This window comes from Chryseobacterium oryctis (assembly GCF_025971925.1).
Classification (GTDB): domain Bacteria; phylum Bacteroidota; class Bacteroidia; order Flavobacteriales; family Weeksellaceae; genus Chryseobacterium; species Chryseobacterium oryctis.
The window spans coordinates 82,992-108,910 of record NZ_JAPDHV010000004.1; the positions used below are offsets into that span (position 1 = coordinate 82,992).

The 25,919-nt window shown below is 32.4% G+C and carries 21 protein-coding genes and 1 CRISPR repeat array; of the genes, 16 read left to right on the plus strand and 5 right to left on the minus strand.

From position 1 onward, the window contains the following. Nucleotides 1-3: 3 nt before the first annotated feature. Entirely contained in the window at nucleotides 4-1,089 is a 1,086-nt protein-coding gene (locus tag OH806_RS10070) for a hypothetical protein (protein WP_264743549.1), read from the plus strand. Between the two features lie 112 nt (nucleotides 1,090-1,201). Here OH806_RS10070 and OH806_RS10075 read toward each other — a convergent pair whose 3' ends face one another. The 4 genes from OH806_RS10075 to OH806_RS10090 form a co-directional block, all read right to left on the minus strand. Next, a complete protein-coding gene (locus tag OH806_RS10075) occupies nucleotides 1,202-1,897 on the minus strand; it encodes a DUF1826 domain-containing protein (protein WP_264743550.1) in 696 nt (231 codons plus the stop codon). A 102-nt stretch (nucleotides 1,898-1,999) separates the two neighbouring features. Then, entirely contained in the window at nucleotides 2,000-3,214 is a 1,215-nt protein-coding gene (locus OH806_RS10080) for a PepSY-associated TM helix domain-containing protein (protein ID WP_264743551.1), read from the minus strand. A 60-nt stretch (nucleotides 3,215-3,274) separates the two neighbouring features. Continuing rightward, on the minus strand, nucleotides 3,275-4,672 hold the full coding sequence (locus OH806_RS10085; RefSeq protein WP_264743552.1) for a TonB-dependent siderophore receptor: 1,398 nt from the start codon (nucleotides 4,670-4,672) through the stop codon (nucleotides 3,275-3,277). A 9-nt stretch (nucleotides 4,673-4,681) separates the two neighbouring features. Continuing rightward, nucleotides 4,682-5,467, minus strand: a complete 786-nt coding sequence (locus OH806_RS10090; protein WP_264743553.1) for a TonB-dependent siderophore receptor — start codon at nucleotides 5,465-5,467, stop codon at nucleotides 4,682-4,684. Nucleotides 5,468-6,327: 860 nt separating this feature from the next. Here OH806_RS10090 and OH806_RS10095 point away from each other — a divergent pair. The 15 genes from OH806_RS10095 to OH806_RS10165 all read left to right on the plus strand — a co-directional run bounded on the left by OH806_RS10095 (nucleotide 6,328) and on the right by OH806_RS10165 (nucleotide 25,494). Further along, nucleotides 6,328-7,212, plus strand: a complete 885-nt coding sequence (locus OH806_RS10095) for a hypothetical protein (RefSeq protein WP_264743554.1) — start codon at nucleotides 6,328-6,330, stop codon at nucleotides 7,210-7,212. A 9-nt stretch (nucleotides 7,213-7,221) separates the two neighbouring features. After that, entirely contained in the window at nucleotides 7,222-8,124 is a 903-nt protein-coding gene (locus OH806_RS10100; protein WP_264743555.1) for a hypothetical protein, read from the plus strand. Nucleotides 8,125-9,104: 980 nt separating this feature from the next. Beyond that, entirely contained in the window at nucleotides 9,105-13,307 is a 4,203-nt protein-coding gene (gene cas9 / locus OH806_RS10105) for a type II CRISPR RNA-guided endonuclease Cas9 (protein WP_264743556.1), read from the plus strand. A gap of 5 nt (nucleotides 13,308-13,312) precedes the next feature. Further along, complete coding sequence (gene cas1, locus OH806_RS10110; protein WP_264743557.1) at nucleotides 13,313-14,206, plus strand: type II CRISPR-associated endonuclease Cas1; 894 nt, start codon at nucleotides 13,313-13,315, stop codon at nucleotides 14,204-14,206. Further along, the gene (cas2, locus tag OH806_RS10115; protein ID WP_264743558.1) at nucleotides 14,203-14,541 is read left to right on the plus strand and encodes a CRISPR-associated endonuclease Cas2; all 339 of its coding nucleotides are present in this window, start codon (nucleotides 14,203-14,205) and stop codon (nucleotides 14,539-14,541) included. Before cas1 ends, cas2 begins: the two co-directional genes overlap by 4 nt. 57 nt (nucleotides 14,542-14,598) lie before the next feature. Beyond that, nucleotides 14,599-16,493: direct repeats of the CRISPR family, unit length 47 nt; unit sequence GCTGTGACTCATCACGAAGATAATAATTTTTGAAAGCAATTCACAAC. 204 nt (nucleotides 16,494-16,697) lie between these two features. Then, nucleotides 16,698-17,129: an RrF2 family transcriptional regulator gene (locus OH806_RS10120; protein ID WP_264743559.1), complete on the plus strand. Its 432-nt coding sequence runs from the start codon at nucleotides 16,698-16,700 to the stop codon at nucleotides 17,127-17,129. Nucleotides 17,130-17,255: 126 nt separating this feature from the next. Further along, nucleotides 17,256-18,290, plus strand: a complete 1,035-nt coding sequence (nirK, locus tag OH806_RS10125; protein WP_406567623.1) for a copper-containing nitrite reductase — start codon at nucleotides 17,256-17,258, stop codon at nucleotides 18,288-18,290. Nucleotides 18,291-18,330: 40 nt separating this feature from the next. Continuing rightward, entirely contained in the window at nucleotides 18,331-19,167 is an 837-nt protein-coding gene (locus OH806_RS10130) for a formylglycine-generating enzyme family protein (protein WP_264743560.1), read from the plus strand. Between the two features lie 4 nt (nucleotides 19,168-19,171). Further along, nucleotides 19,172-19,735 (plus strand): SCO family protein, encoded by a 564-nt coding sequence (locus tag OH806_RS10135; RefSeq protein WP_264743561.1) that lies wholly within the window; start codon nucleotides 19,172-19,174, stop codon nucleotides 19,733-19,735. 20 nt (nucleotides 19,736-19,755) lie between these two features. Then, nucleotides 19,756-20,178 carry a c-type cytochrome gene (locus OH806_RS10140; RefSeq protein ID WP_264743562.1) on the plus strand — a complete coding sequence of 141 codons (423 nt, stop codon included), beginning with the start codon at nucleotides 19,756-19,758 and terminating at the stop codon, nucleotides 20,176-20,178. Between the two features lie 110 nt (nucleotides 20,179-20,288). Further along, nucleotides 20,289-21,026, plus strand: a complete 738-nt coding sequence (gene ric, locus OH806_RS10145; protein WP_264743563.1) for an iron-sulfur cluster repair di-iron protein — start codon at nucleotides 20,289-20,291, stop codon at nucleotides 21,024-21,026. Nucleotides 21,027-21,031: 5 nt separating this feature from the next. Further along, nucleotides 21,032-23,275, plus strand: coding sequence for a nitric-oxide reductase large subunit (locus OH806_RS10150; protein ID WP_264743564.1), 2,244 nt, complete (start codon nucleotides 21,032-21,034; stop codon nucleotides 23,273-23,275). A 151-nt stretch (nucleotides 23,276-23,426) separates the two neighbouring features. Further along, nucleotides 23,427-23,879: a hemerythrin domain-containing protein gene (locus OH806_RS10155; RefSeq protein ID WP_264743565.1), complete on the plus strand. Its 453-nt coding sequence runs from the start codon at nucleotides 23,427-23,429 to the stop codon at nucleotides 23,877-23,879. Nucleotides 23,880-23,918: 39 nt separating this feature from the next. Further along, nucleotides 23,919-24,137, plus strand: coding sequence for a hypothetical protein (locus OH806_RS10160; protein WP_264743566.1), 219 nt, complete (start codon nucleotides 23,919-23,921; stop codon nucleotides 24,135-24,137). Nucleotides 24,138-24,324: 187 nt separating this feature from the next. Continuing rightward, nucleotides 24,325-25,494 (plus strand): hypothetical protein, encoded by a 1,170-nt coding sequence (locus OH806_RS10165; RefSeq protein WP_264743567.1) that lies wholly within the window; start codon nucleotides 24,325-24,327, stop codon nucleotides 25,492-25,494. Here the strand turns inward: OH806_RS10165 and OH806_RS10170 are convergent. Continuing rightward, nucleotides 25,491-25,904: an RrF2 family transcriptional regulator gene (locus OH806_RS10170; protein ID WP_264743568.1), complete on the minus strand. Its 414-nt coding sequence runs from the start codon at nucleotides 25,902-25,904 to the stop codon at nucleotides 25,491-25,493. The genes OH806_RS10165 and OH806_RS10170 overlap by 4 nt on opposite strands. Between the last annotated feature and the right edge of the window lie 15 nt (nucleotides 25,905-25,919).

The following is a 25,919-nucleotide window of genomic DNA, read 5'->3' on the forward strand; positions in this document are numbered from 1 at the left end:
ACTATGCAAATATCTAAATCACTTCCTAAACCACAGAATTGGCAAGACTTTGAGACTTTATGTAAAAAACTATGGGGAGAAATATGGGATTGTCCGGAAATTAAGAAAAATGGAAGACAGGGACAAGCTCAAAATGGTGTGGATGTTTGTGGAATTCCTAAAGGAGAAACAGCTTATTTTGGTATCCAATGTAAGGGAAAAGATGAGTATACTAATAAAAACTTTACTACAAAAGAAATTGATAGGGAGATAGAAAAAGCTAAAGATTTTAAACCAAAACTTAAGAAATTATACTTTGCAACTACTGCGGATAAAGATTCTAAAATTGAGGAATATATTCGAGAAATCAATTTAGAAAATATAAAAGAAGGCGGATTTGAGATACATTTATATTGTTGGGGTGATATTGTTGAGCTTATATTTGAAAATCGAAACACTTATAATTATTATGTAAATAGTTTTAATTTTAAAGATAATTATGATGCAGAATTGACATTTTTTAATGATACTAATATTCTGGAATTATCACCCAAATTTAGAAAAGATACTGTTATTAAAATATCCAAAATATCTAATCAATATAATCCACGAAATAATGCACTAGATCTTTTAGGGCCATCTTTTGGCTCATCAAGGAAAGAAAAAATTAATGCTAGCCTATGCAGATTACAATTTAAGCTTGTTAATACAGGTAAGAAAGACATAACTAATTTTAAAATTATTCTAGACTTTGAAGGTGAAGTTTTAGATATTGTAGAAGACAATAAAAGATTTAGTTTTAAAAATATTATTTCAGCATCAGATATCAAAATAGAAAAAGAAAAAAAACAGGTTGAAATAATATCATCAAAAAAAATTTTAGTTGGAGATGATATATATATTTCAGATGATTTCTTTATTAGAACATTAACAGACGATCATTCTATTAAGATAAATTGGAAATTATTATCAAGTAATTTTAAAGCAGAAGGTGTTTTATTTCTTGTTATAACTCCCCAAATAATAAATGCTGAATTAAAAAGTGAAACTGATTACACACATGAAATTGGAAAAATTATTGAAAAACCAATTGAAGACTATTGGGACTAAAAATAAACAAGAGTATAAAAAATTCTTAATAAAGTACACCTTTCGTACACCTTAAATGCTTTAATCTACTAATAATCAATACAAATACACTTTTTGTATCGGAAAGTAGCTTTCAACAAATCAAAAGTAACCTATATTCACCCTCATTTTCGACAGGAGCGCGGTGGACACATGGCAATACTTTTTGGTCGGGATGGTCAACTGCTAATCTCCAAAGATGACCTTTTCCTAGATTGGTGGGTTTTGCTTTGGGTTTTGCCTGATAATGAAGATCGAAAAAATTTTCTTTTAAAAAAGTTTCAAAATTGGTTTCAGATCCATTGTGTAAAGTTTTTAGTTTTTCTCTGATTTCTGGAATTAAAATCTTTTGTTCAGCTTCATGATTAGGTAAAATATCACTTGAAGCACCATAATAGGTACATAAATAGGTGTCCATTAAAATGGGTGATCGATCAACGTGGAAAGAATATACATCGGTAGAAATGAAATCCAACTCTTCATCTCTTTCATAGCATTTCAATAAATTGAGGGAAGGTTGAGCTCCAAAATCTGCTAATAATTTTAAGTCTTCAAGAATTATTTTTCGGGCTTTTTCACCATTTTCTGAAAGGTTTAATGATAATAAATCTTCTTCATATATTTCAGTAATATTTTCTTTTAACTGAAGTTTAGAAATAATTTCTTCAAAATCTCCATCTAAATTTCTTTGCCAGCATATTGCATTGGTACTTCCTTTAAAATCAGTGCTTATAAGTTCGTTGAACGTAGAAACTTTTTCAACTTGATTTATGGATGATTTATTATTCAATTTTTTATCATTTAATTCAATGCAAAAATACTGAATACATAGATGGTAGGTGTAGAATTTAATCAGTAATTAATATCTTTATAATTTTGAATTATTAATAATTTAAGAAACTGATGCTTTTTTCTGCTTTTTTCTTCGTCCCCACCAAATCATAAAGCCTGTTACAGGTAAGGAGGCTATCATTAGACTGATTACAAAAGCTATAATTTTTGTAGGTAAACCTAAAATAGAACCCACATGAATGTCATAATTGGCACCCACTGTTTTTTCACCAAAATTTTTGTCTTTGTAATGAATTGTTTTCAGTAGTTCTCCCGAATTTTCATCAAAAATAAGACTGCTGTATTTGTGATAAGAATAAGAAAGGTGTTGTACGAAAATTTCAAAATTGGGATGTTCGTGGTCGTCCATATGAGGATGTCCCAAATCGATGCTAAAAGCAAAGGTATCAGGGAAAATTTCGCGTGTTTTTTCTGCCACTCTATCTAAAGTTTGTTCATTGCGAAGTTCGATAGGAGCTTTTGTTGTATACTGTGAGTAGTCAGGAAGTGCGGTTTTACCACCTGAAAAAACAAAATAAATTGCTGCTTGAACAACAAAAAAAGCATAAAAAAGACCTGTAATAGCGAAAATTAAAGCCAAAACAGAACTATAAAAACCAAAAATATTGTGCATATCGTAGTTCTTACGTTTCCAGTTTTTTATATTTTTCCATTGAAACCAGAAACGTTGTTTTCTGGCTGCCTTGTTTTTTGGCCACCAAAGTACAATTCCGGTTATCAGCATAATGATAAAAATAATAACAGGAATGCCGACAACATATTTTCCCCAACTTTCTTTGAGAAGAAAACTCCAGTGAATCATTTTTACAATTTGAAAAAATCCGTTTTTTTCATCATAAACTCTTAGAACTTTACCGTTATAAGGATTTACATAAGCAACTTTATAAATAGGATATTCATCAAAATAATTCCATGCAGTAGTATCGTGTTCGTACCAGTAAAAGCGATAAGATCTGCTTTTGTCCATCGGTATATTTACCCAATGAATAGGATATTTTTCTTTTACCTGCTCATTTACTTTAGTTTCTAAAACACGGATGGGTAAAAGTTGTTTTTGCTCAATATTTTTTTCTTGGTGAAAGATAACATCCTTACGCTGGAAGTTTTCAATTTCCTCTTTAAAAACGTATATAGCTCCCGTAATAGAAACAATAAATATTATAAAACCAATGGTTAACCCAAACCATAAATGCAATTTAGCAGACCATTTTTTGAAGATTCCGGGTTTCTTTTTATGATGATGTTTTTTCTTCATATAACATTAAAAGGGACTGAACTAGAAAATTCTAAACAGTCCCCCAATAATAATTGATTATTAAAATTTGTAAGTAATACTCCCTAAAGCATTAATTAATGATTGTGGATTGGCAGTTGTGAAACCTACCCAATAATGCTGATTGGTAAAATTATCTACTTTTACTCCAATTCTGAATTTTTTCGCATCATAGAATGCACTTGCATTAAGAACCAAATATTTAGGCAGTATAAATACATTTTCAGTATTTGAATTTGTGTCAAATTGGTTTAATTCTCTGTGATCACTTGCGTAATTTCCACCAATACCGAAGCCTAAACCTTTTAAGTTTCCGTCAAGTATTTGATAACTTGCATATAAACTGGCTAACCAAGGAGAACCTGCAGTTCCTGGTCTTCTTCCTTTGGTTGTTGGGTCAGAATCTAAGAATTTAGAATCATTGTAACTAACTCCTCCTACCAAAGAAAGTCCTTTTACTAAATAAGCATTAACTTCCAATTCTACGCCTTCACTTTTTAGTTTACCTGCTTGTCTTACTAACGCAAATCCGTTCTGATATCCTGTCGTAATTAAACTGTTTTTTACTTTTATGTTGTAATAGCTTAAGGTTGCATTTACTCTTCCTTTAAACAAGTTACCTTTTAAACCGCCTTCGAATTGGTTAGCTCTTTCAGGATCAAATAATCTGCTACTCAAAGTAGTGTCATCAGTATTGTATCCATTAGTTTTGAAACTGTTTTGATAGTTTCCAAATATGGAAAATTTGTCTTTAATTACTTCATAAACAATTCCGAATTTTGGAGAAAATGCAGATTGATTGTAGGGTTGTACATCATTTATCCAAAGCTTACCTCCTTTGAAATCATTACTTTCATAACGTAACGCTGTCATTATATTTAATCCAGAGATAGGAGTAAATACATTGGAAATATATGCACTATATGTATCTTGTTTATCAACTTGGTCGTAAGTTGCAACGTTGCTAGGAACTTTATATAGGTTAGCTAGAGTATCAGCATTAAATGTTGAAGCATAATCATATCCTATTACAGGAACTTGATCAATAAACCCTTGAGCAAAATATAAGAAATGTTGATCGTTTTTAATTCTCATATAATCAAATCCTACAACTGTTCTGTTTCTCATGCCATTTCCGAATGTATAATCGAAATTGAAGTTTTGCTGAATCTGAAAATACGTTTTCTTACTATCTTTTGTTGACTGATCTGCTCTGCCTACATACAATTGATTATCCAAAGGGTTTACAGATGCCGTAAAATAAGGGTTATATCCATCTGAATAAGTATACGCATTACTTACATTTGTAGAAGAACGGATATTGTCGTTGATTTTATAATTTATTTGCCCGAAAAGGTTTCTTACTTTTGCTGTAGTGTAAAGTCCGTCACCAAAATAAGACTGTTTGTAATCTAATCCCAGTTTTTCTAAATCTTTCATATTATCAACTCATGTTGTTCCTTTAGATAAGTAGAAAAATGCTTGTTCAGGTGTCGCTCTAGTATCAAACATTTCGTATTCTAAATTGATATCTAGCTTATCATTTACTTTATACAACAATGATGGCGTGAAGGCAAAATAGGTGTTTTTAGCATCTGTTTTTTGGAAAGTTCCACTATTGGTATATGCAGTATTGATACGGAACATCAATTTTTTATCATTTGTGATAGGCGTATTAATGTCTGCTTGTGCTCTATAATAATTGTAGCTTCCGGCAATTAAAGAAACATTTCCTCCGAAAGTTCCATAAGGTTTTTTAGTAACTCTATTTACAACTCCACCATAAGATGTTACATTGCTTCCGAACATAGTGGCAGAAGGGCCTTTTAAAACTTCTAATTTTTCAACATTTACGGCATCAATAGATGTTGTGACAGGAGCTACCAAACCATCACGTAAAGAGTTGTTTGAGGTGAACCCTCTTAAAGTGATGTATGCGCCACCATCTCCGGCTCTATTTGTAGCACTCCACATTTTCTGAATTCCGGTAATGTTTCTGTAGGCATCATCTACCGAGTATATCATTTGATTATCAAAGAATATTTTGTCAACTGTGGAGTAGGATTGAGGGTTCTCAATTGCTTTTAAAGGCATTTTGTTGGTGTACTCAGAAGTTTTCTTTAGGACGGAGTTGATGATAATGGTTTCAATTTGACTAGATTTTATCGTATCTTTTTCCTGAGCAAATAATAATGTTGCAGATAGTAGAGAAGCGCTTAAAATTACTTTCTTCATAATCTATTTTAGTTTGTATAAAGTTTATTTTTTTATAATAGTGTTCATGTTAATTAAGAATAGTAATGAGATGTAGAAAACAAATTGGTTTGAGTATTATGTTTTGTTATCCATAAAGACAGCTCGATTATTGGGATAATGAAGGTAATCATGGCAAATTTTACCCATAATATTTTCAGAAATATCCTCCAATAATCCTTTAAGTAGAAAGACTCAGAAACAAGTAATGCAAGGATATGCCAATGCATAAGTAAAAATACTATACATATTAGGCTTGTCCATTTATGCCAATTGAACCAATGTTTTACAGTTTTAAGTTTCACAATAGAATTTTGGCAAATATACTATTTTAAATTATTCTAAATTAAAAATAAATAATTTAGTTTTTCAATTATAAAATCAATATTAATTGTTGAAGTCAATAATTAAAAGAGTGGTTTATTTTTGATTTCACTTTTATGTGTCTGTTGGTTTTTGCTAAAAAGGCAATAAAAGTGAATTTAATTAGTATATTATTTTAATTTATAGAATTTATTTCCATAAATAAGATTGTTTATATGTTGTGTTATAATTTTCTTTTAGAAAAAATTATTTTTTTTAGTAAAAAATAGTTTTTGGCATTTTTTTTGTTAGCAAGAGTGTGAATGGCTAATAAAATATTCTCTTATTAAAGAGATATTATTTAAAAAGAATAAAAACACAAACCTAATTTCTAGCTATCAAAATAATATTTAATTGTTTTTGCTACTGTATTATGCAGTGGTGGCATATGTTTTTGTGCTGCAGGTTATTTTTTAGTCATTTTAAAATAAACTTAATGTTCATTTTAAAATAATATTAAAACATAAAAAATATCAATGATGAAAAGTCAAATTACTTTATTGGCATCCTTTTTTTTGGTATCAATGTCTTATGCGCAAGTAGGCATAAGTACTAATAATCCGTTGGGTGCTTTCCATGTTGATGGAGGAAAAGATAACAAAAATGCAATCATTCCTAATCAACTGACAGGTACTGAAGCCGAAAAGAATGATTTTATTGTTACCCAAGACGGAAAAGTCGGGGTTGCCACGGTATCTCCTACTCAAAGCTTAGATGTTAACGGTAAGGCTAGGGTAAGAAGTCTCGATTATTTGGGATATTCAAATGCTTATCCTGTTTATGCGGATGAAAATGGTGTTTTAGGAAAAGCAGCTATTTCTCCAAGCTCAAAATTAGCCTTTTTTGAGTCTAGAACTCCCCTTTTTTTAGCAGGATCTTATTATAATGGTGGCAATGAGATTAAAATTCCTATCACGAATGCGGACCAAAAAATTAATACTATTGGTGCAAGTGTTTACACTAGCAATAATTATGTAAGAATTGGTGAAGCTGGCACATATATAATAGGAGGTTCTATTAATTTTTCCTTAATTAAATCACCAACAAGTACAAGTGAAACCTATGATCCTGATAATGCCTACATAGCAATTAATATTAAAAGAAGCTCAGATGGAGGGGCATCTTGGGAGTCAGTCAATGGTGCAAGACCTATCTTTCCGTTATATAATACGAGCGAAAGGGTTTATTCATATACCCTTCCTATATCTATTGTTAATTTAAATGTAGGAGACTTAATCAAAATGGTTTTTTATAGAACAGTTGACGGAAGTATGACTCCTCAAGGAACCAAACTACAATCAGTAGGGTTAAACTCAGACTACGGAATTCCAACTTATACTTTGTCTTTTTCTAAGAATAGTTAAATTTTTATTATGAAAAAGATATTTTTAGGTTGTTTTTTATTGGGTATTAAAATCTTAACCGCGCAAGTTGGTATAGGTTCTAAAAATCCTTTGGGTACGTTTCATATTGATGGAGGGAGAGATAATAAAGATATTGTTAACTCTTCTCAATTAATGGGTACTGAAGCAGAGAGAAATGATTTTATTATTACAGCAAATAATAAAGTTGGGATAAAAACAATTAATCCTAATGAAGCATTGGATGTAAATGGAAAAGCCAGAATTAGAGATTTGGAAATTTTAAAAAGTAGTACAAATTATAGCTTATGTGCTAATGGAGAGGGTGTTTTAGGGAAATGTAGCCCTGTAGAGCAAGAAAAAAAAGCGGCATATTATTTCAAGACTGATGAATTTACATATAGTCCATACGGACTAAGTAGCTATAATTCAGGTTATAGAGTAGCTGTACCTATTGCATCAAATGATACGTTTTTGAATACATTGCTTACATCAGTAGGAAATAATTATCAGGTGAAGGTTCCTTCATCAGGATACTTTTTGATTGGGGGAGGTATTAATTTTTATATAGGTTTTGATTCTAAAATAACTCCTATATACCAAAAGGATTTTGCTAAAGTATATATAGCAGCTAATATTGAAGTAAGCTCTGATGGAGGTAATTTGTGGAAGTCCATAACAGGATGTAGGACTCTTTTTGAAATTTTGAGACTCCCTAATCATGTTTTCATTGTGAATAAACCACTAACTATTCCTACTGTTTTAACGGAGCTTAAAAGTAATGATTTAATAAGAGTAGTTTTTTATAGAACAAGAGATGCGAATGGTAATCTTGAAGGGGAAGCTTTGGATGCACTTGATATAAAAGCGGCCTATGGAGGTCCTGGTTATTCCTTGTCAATATCTAAACTTTAAAATAAAATGTTTACTTGAATTGGAATAATAACTTAGCTATTATTCCTTTAGATAGCTCGTTTCTAACGAATATCATTCATTGTTTCTTTATTCAGTTTTTTAATTTGTATGTTAAAGTCCAATATCGTAAGATGTTGGGCTTTTCATGTTTATACTTATTTTCAAGAATAGAATGTTGTTTTTCAAATTGAGTATTTAAGGAGTGGAATTTTAGTTGAATTTATTAAACTTAGGGGGTATAGTCACAAAAAAAGGCGAGTTGCCCCGCCTTGAATGTTTTCACAACGGAATAATCCTTATTTGTGGATTGTTGTTGGTTTAGTATTTTGAAAAGTAGTGTTTTATGGTATGTTTTAATAATGTTATTTTTTTCTCCGTTTACGATTTAATCACCTAATGTTGTATATGTTAATTTAATTATTATATTTGCATATAATTACAACGTATTAATTTACTTCATTAGGTCGATTAAATCGGTTGTGACTTGCTTTCAATTTTTAGTTTGGTGTGATAACCTCTTGAGAAAGAGAGATGGATTAAACGAAAAATCCCCAGATGTTGGCGCATCAAAGGGATTGTAACTTAGATTAATGTTTAATTTTTAAATTGATTGAAATGGATTTAAAAAATCTAATTTGCTTTCGTTCATTTAGACATTGGCGAAGCAAAAAGATAGTTCATCTATCTAAGCCATTTTGTTTTTATTGCAAAAAGCGTAAATAAAAACAATATAATTGGGCGATTAAAAATCGCCTAATTATTTGCAAATATACTAAAATTATTGATTTTTTTTTGAAATCATTATAAAGAAAAAAAGGCGAGTTGCCCCGCCTTGAATGTTTTCACAACGGAATAATCCTTATTGTGAATTGCTTTCGGTTACAAATCTATAAATTATTTTTTTATATGTTTTATGGTTTTCCGTAAAATAGTTACTTTTTTTCTCTTTATTTTTATACTTTATCAAAACTTAAATGGCTATGGCTAAAAATATACTTGGATTAGACTTAGGTGTTTCATCAATAGGATGGGCTGTTGTACAGGAAGATTCTAAAAATCCTGAGAATAATAAAATCATCAAATTGGGTGTTCGTGTAAATCCACTAACTGTTGATGAGCAACTGAATTTTGAAAAAGGAAAGCCTATTACAACAAATGCCGGAAGAACTCTAGCCAGAAGTGCAAGAAGAAATCTCCAAAGATTTAAGTTGAGACGGGTGAATCTTATTGAAGTTTTAAAGAAAAAGAATATCCTTAAAGAAACCGATTTATTGGCAGAAGTTGGAAAACATTCAACTTTTCAAACTCAGAAAATAAGAGCAATATCTGCTAAACAAAGAATAGAACTCTCGGAATTTGCCAGAGTTTTACTTTTAATCAATAAAAAAAGAGGATATAAAAGCAGTCGCAAAGCCAAAAATGAAGATGAAGGACAAATTATCGATGGAATGGCTGTTGCCAAAAAATTATATGAAGAAAACCTAACGCCTGGAGAATATTCTTATCAACTTTTACAGCAAGGTAAAAAGCAATTGCCTGATTTTTATCGCTCAGATTTACAATCGGAATTTGATAAAATTTGGAATTTCCAGAAACAGTTTTATCCTGAAATTTTAAATGATGAATTGTATAAAGGACTGCAAGGAAAAAACAAAAATGCTACTTGGATTATTTTAAAAGAACCATTTTCTCTAGTGGGTATCAAACAAACTGGGACGATGCAGGAGAAAAAGATAGAAAAATATTTTTGGAGAAATGAGGCTTTGAAAAAGCAATTAGATTTTGAAACTTTGGCTGTTGTTTTTCAGGAGATTAACAGTAACCTGAATAATTCGAGCGGTTATCTTGGAGCCATTAGTGACAGAAGTAAAGAACTGTATTTCAACAACCAGACTGTTGGAGAATATTTATACAATCAGTTAAAAACTAATCCACACACAAAGCTTAAAAATCAGGTTTTTTACAGACAGGATTACTTGGATGAATTTGAAAAAATATGGGAAACTCAGGCAAAATATTATAAAGAACTAACCAATGAATTGAAGGAAGAGGTCCGAGATATTATAATTTTTTATCAGAGAAAACTTAAATCTCAAAAAGGATTAATCAGTATTTGTGAATTTGAAAACAGAGAAATTGAAATCAACGATGTTTCGACAGGCTCAACAGGAAAAATAAAAAAGAAAACGGTTGGTTTAAAAGTAGCACCTAAGTCTTCCCCATTATTTCAGGAGTTTAAAATCTGGCAGGTTCTGAATAATTTACAGTTTCAAAATTTAGAAACGAAAGAAATTTTTCCAATTGATTTAGATTTCAAGCAATCCATTTTTGATGAAGTTAATATCAAAGGGAAACTTTCTGCAAAAGAGGTCTTGGATATTGTTGGTTATTCAGGAAAAGAATGGAAAACTAATTTTAAAGATATTGAAGGAAATTATACCAACGAAAAACTCTATACCGCTTTTCTGAAAATCATAGCCAATGAAGGAATAGAATTTCCAAAAGAGTTTAAATTAATCATTGATGATGAAATCAAAATCTCTAAAATAAATACTTCTGCAGAAAATATTAAATTATTTGTTAAGGAAAAATTGTCAGAATTTGGTATTAACACTTCTATTTTGGATTTTAATCCAGAACTGGAAGGGAGTGATTTTGAAAAACAGGCTTCTTATCAACTTTGGCATTTGCTGTATTCTTACGAGGGCGATGATTCACCGTCGGGAAATGAAAAACTGTATGAACTTTTAGGAAAGAAATTCGGTTTCAAAAAAGAACATTCCAAAGTTTTGGCGGAAATTGGTTTTCCGCAGGATTATGGAAGCCTTAGTTCAAAAGCGATGCGAAAGATTTATCCTTATATAAAAGAACATAAATACAGCGACGCTTGTAATTATGCAGGTTACAATCATTCTAAAAATTCATTGACTAAAGAACAATTGGAAAACAGAGTATTGAAAGAGCAGTTAGATATTCTTCCAAAAAATTCATTACGAAATCCTGTGGTTGAAAAGATTTTGAATCAAATGATAAATGTTGTCAATGAAGTCACTAAAGAATATGGAAGACCTGATGAAATTCGGATTGAATTGGCAAGAGAACTTAAAAATAATGCAGAAGAGCGTGCTAAGATGACTTCCGAAATCAGCAAAGCGACTCTGTTACATCAGAAATATGCTGACATTTTGAAAAAAGAGTTTGGTATTCCTGTTCCATCAAGAAATGATATAATCCGTTATAAATTATATTTAGAATTAGCCAATAATGGTTTTAAAGATTTGTATACTGATGTACAAATCAAAAAGGAAGAGCTTTTTACCGATAAATATGACATTGACCATATTATTCCTCAATCACGATTTTTTGATGACAGTTTTTCGAACAAAGTTTTAGTTTCAAGAGGAGCCAATCTTAAGAAAGGTAATTTCACGGCTTTCGATTATCTGGAAATTGAAGGCAAAGAGAGATTGGAAAAATTCCTCAATATTATTAAAGAGCTTTATGATAAAGGAGCTATTACTAAAGCGAAGTATGAAAAACTTCAGAAAAAAGGTATTGAAATAGGAGATGGATTTATCGAAAGAGATTTACGAAACACACAATATATCGCCAAAAAAGCCAAAGAAATCCTTTTTGGAATAACTAATTCTGTTATTTCCACTTCAGGAAGAATAACAGATAAACTCCGTGAGGACTGGAATCTAATCAATACAATGAAGGAACTTAATTTGGAAAAATACAGAAAATTAGGTTTGACGGAACTTATTGAAAATTCTAAAGGAGAAGAAAAAGAAAGAATCATAGATTGGACTAAAAGAAATGACCATCGTCATCATGCAATGGATGCTTTAACGGTTGCTTTTACAACGCATAATCATATTCAGTATCTCAATTATCTTAATGCAAGAAAAGATGAAAAACACAAAGAGCATAAGAATATTTATGCTATTGAAAATTTAATTACCAAAGTAGTTGAAAAGAAAAATGGTTCAAAAGAAAGACGATTTATCGAACCTATTAAAAATTTTAGAAGTAATGCTAAAAAACATTTAGATGAGGTGCTGATTTCTCATAAAGCTAAAAATAAAGTTGTTACCAAAAATAGTAATAAAATCAAGAAAAAGGGAAGTGTCGTTGCAAAAACAGAATTGACACCGAGAGGACAACTCCATAAAGAAACCATTTACGGAAGTGCAAAATTCCTTAAAACGAAAGAAGAAAAAGTATCAGGAAAGTTTGATTTAGAAACCATCAATAAAGTTCAGAACAAAAAATTTCGAAATGCATTATTATCGAGATTACAACAATTTGATGGAGATGCCAAAAAAGCATTTACTGGAAAAAATGTAATTTCTAAAAATCCGATTTTTCTTAATACCGAAAAAACAGAGCAATTGCCTGAAACTGTTACTCTAGCTTGGTATGAAACAGGTTATACCATCAGAAAAACGGTTAATCCTGATAATTTTAAAGATTATAAAAATATTGAAAAAATTATTGATAAAGGCGTTCGCGATATTTTAATGAATAGATTGAAAGAATTTAATGGAAATTCTAAAGATGCTTTTTCAGATTTGGATAAAAATCCGATTTGGCTCAATAAATCTAAAGGAATATCTATAAAATCAGTTACAATTTCTGGGATTAGTAACGCCGAGGCTCTACATTACAAAAAAGACCATTTTGGTAAAGAGATTTTAGATGAAAATGGAAAAAAAGTAGCAGTTGATTTTGTAAGTACGGGAAACAATCATCATGTAGCTATTTATGAAGATGAAAAAGGCAACCTACAGGAGAAAGTTGTGAGTTTTTATGAAGCTGTGGAAAGAGTAAATCAAAATTTACCAATTATTGACAAAGAATATAATTCTGAGCTAGGTTGGAAGTTTTTATTTACGATGAAACAGAACGAAATGTTTTTATTTCCGTCAGAAGATTTTCATCCGAATGATGTGGATTTGTTTGATGAAAAGAATTTGAGTTTGATTTCTAAAAATTTGTTTAGGGTTCAGAAAATTGCAACAAGAGATTATTTCTTCAGACATCATTTAGAAACTACTGTTGAAGATAATTCTACATTAAAAGGAATTACTTGGAAAAGAGAAGGATTAAATGGGTTAAAAGGAATTTTGAAAGTAAGACTTAATCATTTAGGGAAAATCGTTCACATCGGAGAATATTAAATTTTATGATTACTCGATCTGTCTATATTGGCAATCCTGCTTATCTTAAACTCAAAGATGAGCAAATGAAAATCCTCTGCCCGGAAACCAAAACCGAAAAGGGGAGTATCCCTGTTGAAGATTTGGGAATATTGATGTTGGATCATTTTCAAATCACCATTTCTCATAATCTTATTCAAAAAATGATGGGAAATAATGTGGTTGTCATAAGTTGTGATACTCATCATTTACCGCACGGAATTATGTTGCCACTTTATGGTCATACCGAACATTCGGATAGAGTGAAAGATCAGTTGGAAGCCAGTGAGCCTCTTAAGAAACAACTTTGGAAACAAACGATTGAATGTAAGATTGAAAACCAGAGAAAGGTTTTAAAGAGATTAGGGAATTATTATGAGCCAATGATTGAGTATCAAAAAAATGTAAAGTCTGGAGATATTACTAATATGGAAGGTATTGCGGCACAACATTATTGGAAATATTTAATCAGTCTTGATTTTCTGAGACAGCGTTTCGGCGATTCACCCAATCAATATTTTAATTTTGGATATGCCGTTCTCAGAAGTATGGTTGCAAGAGCGATTGTTGAAACAGGTCTATTACCGGTTTTAGGTATTTTTCATAAAAATAAATACAACCCCTATTGTCTTGCTGATGATATCATGGAACCTTATCGTCCGTTTGTAGACCTTCTAGTAATGCAATGGCTAAAGTTGAATCCTGAAACCAATGAATTAACAAAAGATTTCAAAGCCCATATTCTTCAAATAGCCACCAAAGATGTTTTAATTGATGACAAAACCAGACCTCTGCTTGTTGCAATAAAAATGACTTGTTCATCATTGTATAAGTGTTATACTGGAGAAAAACGATTGATTTCTTATCCTGAATTAATATGAATGCCGAAAGGTTTAACGCTTACCGAATTATGTGGGTTTTGGTATTGTATGATTTGCCGACTGAGACTAAAGCCAATATGAAAGATGCCAATCGCTTTCGTAAAGGTTTAATTGATGATGGATTTAGTTTATTTCAATTTTCAATGTATGTAAGACATTGTCCAAGTCGCGAAAATGCAGAAGTTCATATTAAGAGAGTCAAATTTTTGTTGCCCAAAGCAGGAAAAGTAGCCATTATGTGTATTACAGACAAACAATTTGGAGATATAGAAATTTTCTTTGCCAGAAACAAAGAAGAGCCACCTCCGACTTTTCAACAGCTTGAATTATTCTAAATTTTAAATTCTAAAAGCAAAAATAATCTACTGATTTTCAGTAGATTATTTTTTGAGGCTGTGACTCATCACGAAGATAATAATTTTTGAAAGCAATTCACAACAATACAGGTCGTGTATTTGAAAAAACTTTTGCTGTGACTCATCACGAAGATAATAATTTTTGAAAGCAATTCACAACCCAAGGGAAAAAAGTCCACTTATAATACCTGCTGTGACTCATCACGAAGATAATAATTTTTGAAAGCAATTCACAACCAAGAACCTCCCTTTAAATTCAATATTAGTGCTGTGACTCATCACGAAGATAATAATTTTTGAAAGCAATTCACAACAAGGCATTGGTGATGAAGCAGTATATAGGTGCTGTGACTCATCACGAAGATAATAATTTTTGAAAGCAATTCACAACCGATAATTCACCCATCTTTGAGGGGCAAAGGCTGTGACTCATCACGAAGATAATAATTTTTGAAAGCAATTCACAACAGGCGAAAGTGATAAATTCATTATGAATTTGCTGTGACTCATCACGAAGATAATAATTTTTGAAAGCAATTCACAACAATTTACTCATTTTTATTTAGATTTTTGGAGCTGTGACTCATCACGAAGATAATAATTTTTGAAAGCAATTCACAACACCGAACAAATGCATATAATGACCCCAAAGGCTGTGACTCATCACGAAGATAATAATTTTTGAAAGCAATTCACAACATTTGGTATATATATGATAACATGCCATATGCTGTGACTCATCACGAAGATAATAATTTTTGAAAGCAATTCACAACATCACGCTTACGAAGCCTTTGACGATATTCGCTGTGACTCATCACGAAGATAATAATTTTTGAAAGCAATTCACAACTTTCACCAATGCACTGCCAACCCCTGACCTGCTGTGACTCATCACGAAGATAATAATTTTTGAAAGCAATTCACAACAATATGGGGATACGTGCCGAGATATTCTCAGCTGTGACTCATCACGAAGATAATAATTTTTGAAAGCAATTCACAACAAAGAACCTCCCTTTAAATTCAATATTAGTGCTGTGACTCATCACGAAGATAATAATTTTTGAAAGCAATTCACAACTAATAAGCCTTACGACCAAATTTGGGGCTAGCTGTGACTCATCACGAAGATAATAATTTTTGAAAGCAATTCACAACCATAGGTGGCGATGTTATTCCTCTTTTTGTGCTGTGACTCATCACGAAGATAATAATTTTTGAAAGCAATTCACAACTGTCGGAATGTAATAGTGATTATTTACTTAGCTGTGACTCATCACGAAGATAATAATTTTTGAAAGCAATTCACAACAAGATTCTAAAACGGAAATTGTCTTTAGACGCTGTGACTCATCACGAAGATAATAATTTTTGAAAGCAATTCACAACCACCAAGGCTGATAAACTGACACTCCACGCGCTGTGACTCATCACGAAGATAATAATTTTTGAAAGCAATTCACAACGTCACGCCCAAAAGCTAGAAATCGGATGCCGCTGTGACTCATCACGAAGATAATAATTTTTGAAAGCAATTCACAACACAAGTAACAGGTTTAACAACTCCTGCAAAGCTGTGACTCATCACGAAGATAATAATTTTTGAAAGCAATTCACAACCCTGAATTAGCAGGAGAGCTTCAGGGAGAAGCTGTGACTCATCACGAAGATAATAATTTTTGAAAGCAATTCACAACTAGGTTCTTCGGTTTCCTGTAATAGCAGGAGCTGTGACTCATCACGAAGATAATAATTTTTGAAAGCAATTCACAACTCTGCACAAAATGGTTCTGTGGACCTTGAAGCTGTGACTCATCACGAAGATAATAATTTTTGAAAGCAATTCACAACACAAGACCAACGCCTATAACGACCCCAAAGGCTGTGACTCATCACGAAGATAATAATTTTTGAAAGCAATTCACAACTCGTTAAATACTCTAAGGACAATACCTTTCGCTGTGATTCATCACGAAGATAATAATTTTAAAATTATTAAATTATAATTTGTTAATATTCTTACTAAAAACACAGCGTCTGCTTGATGTGATAAATGTCATTGAAAATAAAAGATAGATAACTCTTTTATTGCTTGTTTATTTTCTACCTTTGTAATGTAAAAGTAATAGAAAATGTTTTCCAAAACCTGTGAATATGCCATTCGTGCTCTGATTTATATTGCGCAGAAGTCGAAAGACGGAAGCAGGATAGGTATTAAAGATATTGCTTCAGGAATAGATTCTCCGGAGTATTTCATAGCAAAGATTCTTCAGGAGTTGAGTCGAAAAGATTTTGTACAATCTGCAAAAGGACCTAATGGAGGTTTTTATATGGATGAAACTAATCTTACGCTATCAGTTGCCGATATTGTGAGAGAGATGGATGGGGATAAGCTATTTTCAGGCTGTGGATTAGGGCTTAAAGAATGTTCGGAAGAGTGTCCTTGTCCGATACACAATGATTTTAAAGGAATCAGGCAGGAAATACAGGATATGTTGGAAAGATTTAAAATTAACATGTTTGTCGAAGATTTAGATTTAAAGATGACATTTTTGAAAAGATAAAATATTTTTTATATAAATAAAATACTAAAAGGTATTTTTAGCTTATTTTTGCAATTGAATTCTTAAATAGCCATAAAAAACTTATTAGTAAACAAAACTGAAATATTACTTATAAATAATTCTGTTATGAGAAAAACGTTAATAATCACGACTGTTTTGTCAGCATTCATCAGCTTGAATTCTTGTAAACAAAACACTATTGCTTCATCAGATAATGCAGCGGACACTGAAAAAATTAAAACAGATGGTACTACCGAAGAGCAAAAATTAGTTGCACCACCTAACGTACCTGCACCTATCGGTCAGCGTGCAGCCAAAAAAGTCATTGTAAGATTAGAAACAATCGAAAAAGTTGGTGAGCTTGCAGACGGTACACAATATAATTTCTGGACGTTTAACGGAACTGTTCCGGGAAGTTTTATCAGAGCTAGAGTAGGTGATGAAATTGAGCTTCATCTTAAAAATAATGAAAATAATACTTTCCCACATAATATAGATCTTCATGCCGTAAATGGTCCTGGAGGTGGGGCAGAAGCTACATTCGTTGCACCAGGAAAAGAAGCTGTATTCAATTTTAAAGCATTAAATCCGGGGTTATATGTTTATCACTGTGCCACAGCACCTGTAGGGATGCATATTGCCAACGGAATGTATGGTCTTATTTTAATAGAGCCTGAAGGCGGACTTCCGAAAGTAGATAAAGAATACTACATTATGCAGGGAGACTTCTATACCAAAGGGAAATTTGGAGATAAAGGACTTCAGGAATTTGATATGGACAAAGCCATTGCAGAACATCCGGAATATGTAGTATTCAACGGAAAAACAGGAGCTTTATTAGGTGATGGAGAATTGCAGGCTAAAGTAGGTGAAACAGTACGTTTCTATGTAGGAAATGGTGGACCCAACCTTACTTCTTCATTCCACGTAATCGGGGAAATTTTTGATAAAGTATACATTGAAGGAGGCAATAAGATTAATGAACATGTACAGACAACAGTTATTCCTCCGGGTGGAGCCGCAATAGTAGAATTCAAAGCTACAGTTCCGGGAGAATATGTGATTGTGGATCACGCTATTTTCAGAGCATTCAACAAAGGTGCTTTAGGTAAAATAAAAGTTACAGGACCGGATAACCCGACTGTTTATAAAAAGAATTAATGTTTACCCATAGTTCATTGGGGAATTTAATAAGGTAATCATGAAAAGTTTCATCAAAATATTGGTTGTTGTTGTAGGTATATTACAATCTTCTTGTTCTGGTCATTCGGATGCTTCTTCTAAAAGCAAACCTACAGCCTCAAATCCATTGATTTCTGTTCCCAGCAAAAAAATCATGGCAAAAATTGAAGGTGGAACTTATGAAGCTTTTATTGGTAAAGATTCAGGGAGAGTAGTACAGGTAAAATCCTTTTATCTTGATGAAACTCCCGTTACCAATGCAGAATATCTTCAGTTCGTGAAAGCCAATCCCCAATGGACTAAAAGTAAAGTTTTACGGTTGTATGCAGATGATTCTTACCTTAAAAATTGGAAAAGTGATTTCGAAATACCCGAAAACTTAAGTCCTGAAGCACCAATTACCAATATTTCATGGTATGCAGCAGAAGCTTATGCTAAAAGTGTAGGAAAAAGACTTCCGACAATTGATGAATGGGAATATGTAGGTCTTGCTGATAAAAGTTCAAAAAATGCTTCCCAAAAACCTGAGTTTACAGATTTTATTTTGAAATCTTATCAGAAAAAAGATAAAAATAAGCAACCTGTGAAACAAGGAGAACCTAATTATTATGGGATTTACGATATGTACGGGATGGTTTGGGAATGGACTTATGATTTCAATTCGGTAATGATGAGTGGGGAATCCAGAAAAGATAATACTACCAATGAATCACTTTTTTGTGCTGGTGCGGCAGTTACTTCTGCAGATCTCAGAAATTATGCAGCCTTTGTACGCTATGCACTGAGAGGAAGTTTGAAAGCAAATTACAGCCTTAATAATCTTGGGTTCAGATGTGCCAAAGATTTAGATAACTAAAATTATGAAAAACATATTTTACATTTTGTTTGCATTGATAATGTTGTCATGCAGCAAAAAGAATGAAGAAATAAGTCCGGATTCTATTTATAATGTCGATACGCAGTGGGAGCAGCAAGACGGGAAAAAGGTTTCTTTTTCTGACCTGAAAGGAAAGGTTTTGGTAACAGCAATGATTTTTACTTCATGCAAAACAGCTTGCCCGAGATTAACTACTGAGATGAGGAAGATTACAAAAAAAGTAGGGAAAGTAGATTCTGATGACATTCAATATGTGTTGATTACCATTGATCCGAAAACCGACACTCCGGAAGTAATGAAAGCTTACCTTAAAGCTAATAAGTTTGATAGTGAAGAATGGATGTTTATTCGTGGTAATGATAATGAAATAAGAGAGTTGGCTAATGTAATGGCAGTGAAATATAAAGAAATTTCACCTATCGAGTTTTCACATTCCAACATTATTAATGTCTATTCCAAAAAAGGAGTTTTGGCCTTTCAGAAAGAAGGACTTAATGTAGATATTGATGCTACTGTAAACGAAATAAAAAGACAATTAGAATTATAAACTGAAAAAATAGAGAAATTATGAAAAATGTATTCTTAACAGCATTGCTGTTTTCACTCGCACTTACTTCTTGCTCTGATAAAAAAGAAGTAGAATCTGTAGAAGCTACAACAGAAACTAATGTAATGTTGGATGAACCTAAACCCGTAGATTCTGCTGCAATTGCAGCAAATGCAACTCCTGCTTCTGCTGAAGAAGAGGGGTTAAAATTAATAGAAGGTACAGACTGTTTATCTTGCCATAAAACAGATTCAAAATTAGTAGGGCCTTCTTATCAAGATGTTGCCAATAAATACACAGAAGCAGATATAGATCATCTTGCACAAAAAATTATTGACGGAGGTAAAGGTGTTTGGGGAGATATCCCAATGACTCCACATGCAGGAATGAGCAAAGAAAATGCACAAAAAATGGTAAAATATATTCTTTCTCTAAAAAAATAAAGAGAATAAATGGTTCAAAGGACGGTTCTTAATTTTAAGCTAAAAACCGTCCTTAAAAATTAAATTTTTTTAACAAAATAAAGGATAAAAAGGTATTAAAATATTGAATTATGAATACAAAGACAGATTTTATAGGCGAAATTGTAGCTGAAGATTTCAGAACGGCAGCTATTTTTAAAAAATACGGAATCGATTTCTGTTGCAAAGGAGGAAGAACAATAGAAGAGGCTTGTAGCTCTAAGAAGCTTGATACAGAACAGATTTATGAAGAAATAGAAAACCTTCCAAAAAATGATAACAATTCTATTGATTTTAAAAGTTGGCCATTAGATTTATTAGCAGATTATGTGGAAAAAACACACCATAGATATGTAGAAGAAAAAACTCCGGTTATTCAGGCATTTTTAGATAAATTGTGTAAAGTTCACGGAGGAAGTCACCCAGAATTATTCGATATAAAACAATTATTTGATGCTTCTGCACAGGATTTGGGTGCACACTTGAAAAAAGAGGAACTGATACTTTTTCCATTCATCAAAAATATGGTTAAAGCTCAAATAGATGGAAGCGCAATTCAGCAACCAGCTTTCGGAACAGTAGAAAATCCTGTTAATATGATGAAGCATGAGCATACTGTGGAAGGCGAGCGCTTAAGAAAAATTGCAGAGCTTACAGATGAGTACAATCCACCAGCAGACGCTTGTAATACGTATAGAGTGACTTTTGCAATGCTTCAGGATTTTGAAAATGACTTGCACAAACACATTCATTTAGAAAATAACATACTTTTCCCGAAAGCAATTAAACTGGAAAAAGAATTCTCAGAAGAAAATGATAACTCAAACTAATAATTATGACTCCTAAAAAATTATGGATCTGGCTTACTGCGGTAATTATAGGTTCCTTTGCCGTACTTATCTTCTATGGAGTAGAAATTTATAGAAAAATTCCTCCGATTCCGGATAAAGTAATAACCACAGAAGGGAAAATTATTGCAACAGGTCAGGATATTAAAGACGGTCAAAATGTGTGGCAGTCTATTGGTGGGCAAACCGTAGGAAGTATTTGGGGACACGGTGCTTACATTGCTCCCGATTGGAGTGCTGATTATCTTCACCGTGAATCTTTATTGCTTCTTGAAGAACTTGCCAAAAAAGATGGGAAAGCCTACAAAGATCTTTCGGACGACGAACAGGCAAAATATAAAGTACTCCTGAAAAAAGAGCTTCGTAATAATACGTTGGATGAAGCTACCAATACCATTGTCATTTCTCCGGAAAGAGCAAGAGTACAGGCTGAGTTGGCTGAATATTACGCTAAAATATTTATGAATGACCCGGAAATGGCTCAATTACGGGATAATTATGCAATTCCTAAAAATACGGTAAAAGATCCGGAAAGAATGGCAAAAATGAACGCCTTTTTCTCATGGGCAGCTTGGGTATGTATTACAGATCGTCCGGGAGATGATGTTTCTTATACCAACAATTGGCCGCATGATGAGATGATAGGCAATATTCCTCCTCCTTCATTACACCTTTGGTCAGGTTTTAGTGTTTTGATGCTTTTGGGATGTGTTGGTTTACTGGTTTTCTATCATGCTAAAAATAAAGAAGAGGAAATCAGCGAAAAACTTCCTTTAGAAGATCCGCTACGAAATATGAAGCCAACTCCTTCCATGAAGGCTACTTTAAAATACATTTGGGTGGTTGCTCTGTTGATTTTGGTTCAAATGATTGCGGGAGTTATCACAGCGCATTATGGAGTAGAAGGAAGTGCTTTTTATGGTTTTCCTTTAGATGAATTTTTACCACAATCCATTTCACGAAGCTGGCACGTTCAGTTGGCTATTTTCTGGATTGCTACCTCGTGGTTGGCAACTGGTCTTTATATTGCTCCGGCTGTTTCAGGTTACGAACCAAAATATCAGGTTTTAGGGGTGAATGTTTTGTTTGGAGCATTATTGATTGTTGTTTTTGGTTCATTGGCTGGACAATGGTTGGGCGTAATGCAAAAACTGGGATATGTTGACAATTTCCTTTGGGGACATTCAGGCTATGAATATGTGGAATTAGGAAGAATTTGGCAAATATTACTGTTGATAGGATTAATTCTTTGGTTGGTATTGATGGTGAGAGCGCTACTTCCTGCCCTGAAAAAGAAAGACGGAGACAGACATTTGTTATTATTGTTTACACTTTCGGCAGTTGCTATTGCAATGTTCTACGGAGCAGGATTAATGTACGGAAGACAAACTCACATGGCAATTGCAGAATATTGGAGATGGTGGGTTGTGCATCTTTGGGTAGAAGGTTTCTTTGAAGTTTTCGCAACGGTTGTAGCAGCATTTTTATTCACAAGATTAGGTTTATTAAGACTGAAAGCTGCAACACATGCCGTATTGTTTTCAACGATTATTTTCCTTGCGGGAGGTATTTTAGGAACATTTCACCATTTATATTTCAGTGCAACACCAACGGCTGTTTTAGCTTTGGGAGCAACGTTCAGTGCATTGGAAATCGTTCCTTTGGTTTTGATTGGTTTCGAAGCCTATCAGAATTATCAGATAAGTAAATCTACACAATGGATTAAAGCTTATAAATGGCCAATCTACTGCTTCATTGCAATGTGTTTCTGGAATTTCTTGGGAGCTGGTATTTTCGGATTTGCAATTAATCCACCTATTGCTTTGTATTATATTCAAGGTTTGAATACAACTGCGGTTCATGGTCATGCTGCTCTTTTCGGAGTGTATGGAATTCTTGGAATTGGCTTAATGATGTTTGTACTGAGAGGCTTATATCCGGACAGACAATGGAACGATAAACTCATAGGTTGGGCATTCTGGCTCACAAATATCGGTTTATTGGTAATGGTAAGTATCAGTTTGCTTCCAATAGGAATTATGCAGTCTGTGGCTTCCATCAAAGAAGGATATTGGTATGCACGTTCTGCAGAATTTATGCAGACAGACATCATGCATACTCTGCGTTGGCTTCGTGTTCCAGGAGATATATTACTTGCATTGGGCGAAGTACTGTTGGTGATTTTCATTATCGGATTAAAAACGGGCTGGTCACTAAAAGAAAAAAGATAATCAATTAAATTTAATTTGGAGAACTGTCATTATTGATGTAATGGCGGTTCTTTTTAATAATTTTTCTAACGGATATCATAGAATTACAGAATGATTCATAGCTGATTTACGCGTAATTTTATAGAGCAATCCGTTGTATAAACTAAGAGGTATGAAAAGAAACGAAAATTTAGTATTGCTCTCCAGAGACCATCATTTCGGATTACTTTATTGCTGGAAAATAAAACAAGGCATTAAAAAAGATATTTCCTTTACAAGGATTCGGAATTATATTAATTATTTCTGGATAGAAAGTTTAAGCAAACATTTCAAGGTAGAAGATATTGTATTACCGGAAACGGGAAATGACAGCCTTCAGATTCAAATGGATAAAGAACACCGGGAAATAAGAAAAATGATAAGCAGCATCAATCAGTCTGAAAATATGCAGCTTTTGGCAGATTTTGCTGACGCTCTTCAGAGCCACATCCGTTTTGAAGAAAGAGTGCTATTCCCTCATCTGGAAAAAAATCTTTCTGAGGAAGAAATGGATGAGGTTGGCAAAAAATTGATAAAATATCATCAAAAAGAAGCAGATAATTATCCTGATGAATTTTGGAAATAAAATCCGAAATACAATATTTAAAATAATAAAGTAAAAATTATGAATATTCAACCAAAATTAGGAGACATCCTGTATTTAGCAATGGGAGAGTGCAATGGTCATAAAGTAGTGATGGGAATTGGGTACACTTATGAATATGCCGACAAAAAAGCAAAACAGTTTGAAGAAGCAAGTAAAGGTCTCGTTAAATATCTTGATATTTCCGTTGTAAGAACCGGAGAAAAAGAGAAATTTGATACTTTGCAAAAAATAGAATAGATTGAATAAATGTAAATCTAAATGTCATTCTGAATGAAGCAAAGCGGAATGAAGAATCTATTAATAATTATTCAGATTCCTCCTTTGTCGGAATGACAGAATATTTATAATTGATAGAGATTTTTATAAAATAATAATGAAAAATTTTGGTTTTTGGTTAAAGTTATGTGTCTTTAACTTCTTTATTGTGTCTTTTTTAGGCGTGATGATGAGGTATAATATTGCATTTTCTTTACCGGGAGCTAATCACAAATATATGCAGGAAGCACATTCCCATTTTGCCTTTTACGGTTGGGTAAGTGCCTGTATTTATCTGTTTGTAGTTCAGTATTTAAGTAGACAAAACCCCAAAATAAATCATACCAAATACCAACTTCTTATGATTTTCAACCAAATAGGTTCTTACGGAATGTTGGTCACTTTTCTGTATTCAGGGTATTATTGGTTATCAATTGTGTTTTCATCAATTTCTTTGTTTACAGGCTTTGTTTATTATATTTTTTTACTGATTGATACCAGGAAAAATAAAAGTTCGGAAATTATCTGGCTTCGTTCCGGAGCTTTTTTTGCGATATTATCTTCTTTGGGTGTTTTTTCATTAGCATATATGTCGGCAAGTAAAAATGTGATTGATGATTTGTATCGGGCTTGTACGTATTTTTATCTGCATTTTCAGTATAATGGTTTCTTTTTATTCTCTTGTGTTGGATTGTTTTTAATTTCGTTGAAAAATTATAAAGTTATCATTCCTCAAAAATTAAATAAAAACATCTTTTATCTACTGTTTATTGGAGCTTTTTTCGGGTATGGACTTTCTGTTTTATGGATAAAAATGCCGGATTATTTATACGGATTTTTTGTTGCTGTATCATTAATACAATTACTTGGTACATGGAAACTTTGGAAATGGGCTTGGAACAATAAGAGAAAAATATCAGAAAGTAAAAATTTAGTTCACAAAGCTCTTTTAGGTATTTTCGGGTCTGCTTTTCTGCTGAAATTTATTTTGCAATCAGCTTCGGCTGTTCCAATGTTGGGTATTTATGCATTTAATAGTATCAATGTAGCCGTTGCATACCTTCATTTGGTTTTATTGGTCGGAATCAGTATATTTTTGCTGTGGAAGATAATAGATATAGAAAAAATCATAATGAATAAAATGTTGATTTACAGTGTTTATTCAATTGTTCTCGGAATTTTGTTTAACGAAATATTGTTAGCTTTAGCAGGAGTTTTCCCAATTTTCAGAATTCCTTTTTTGAGTTCACCTTATTGGCTGTTTTTTGCTTCTTTGGTGATTATGATTTCGATAGTATTTTTTCTGAAATCTTTAAAGTTTGATTATTCTAATACTTAAATCATTACACTTCCAAAATCCTTCAAATCTTTAATTTTATATTGAAACATCAATAAAATTTTTTCTTTTATTTCTGCAGCCAAATGATGAATAGGACAAGGGTTTTCGCCTCCACATTGTTTTAATCCCAAAAGGCAGGATTTTAAAACTTCTTTTCCTTCAAAGTTTTCATAGATATCTTTTATGGTAAGTTTTTCAAACTGTTCATCAGTCAGATAAAAACCACCTCCTTTTCCTTTTCCTGAAGAAATTAATCCTTTTTTAGTTAGTTGTTGCAGTATTTTGGAAGTGAAAGCAGAAGGTGTATCAATTTTTTCAGATATCTCTTTGATTCCTATTTTTCGTCTGTCATTCGCTAAAACTATGCAGGACTTAATCGCATACTGACAAGTGTTTGAAAATACAAGCATTTGTTTTTTTTAGTA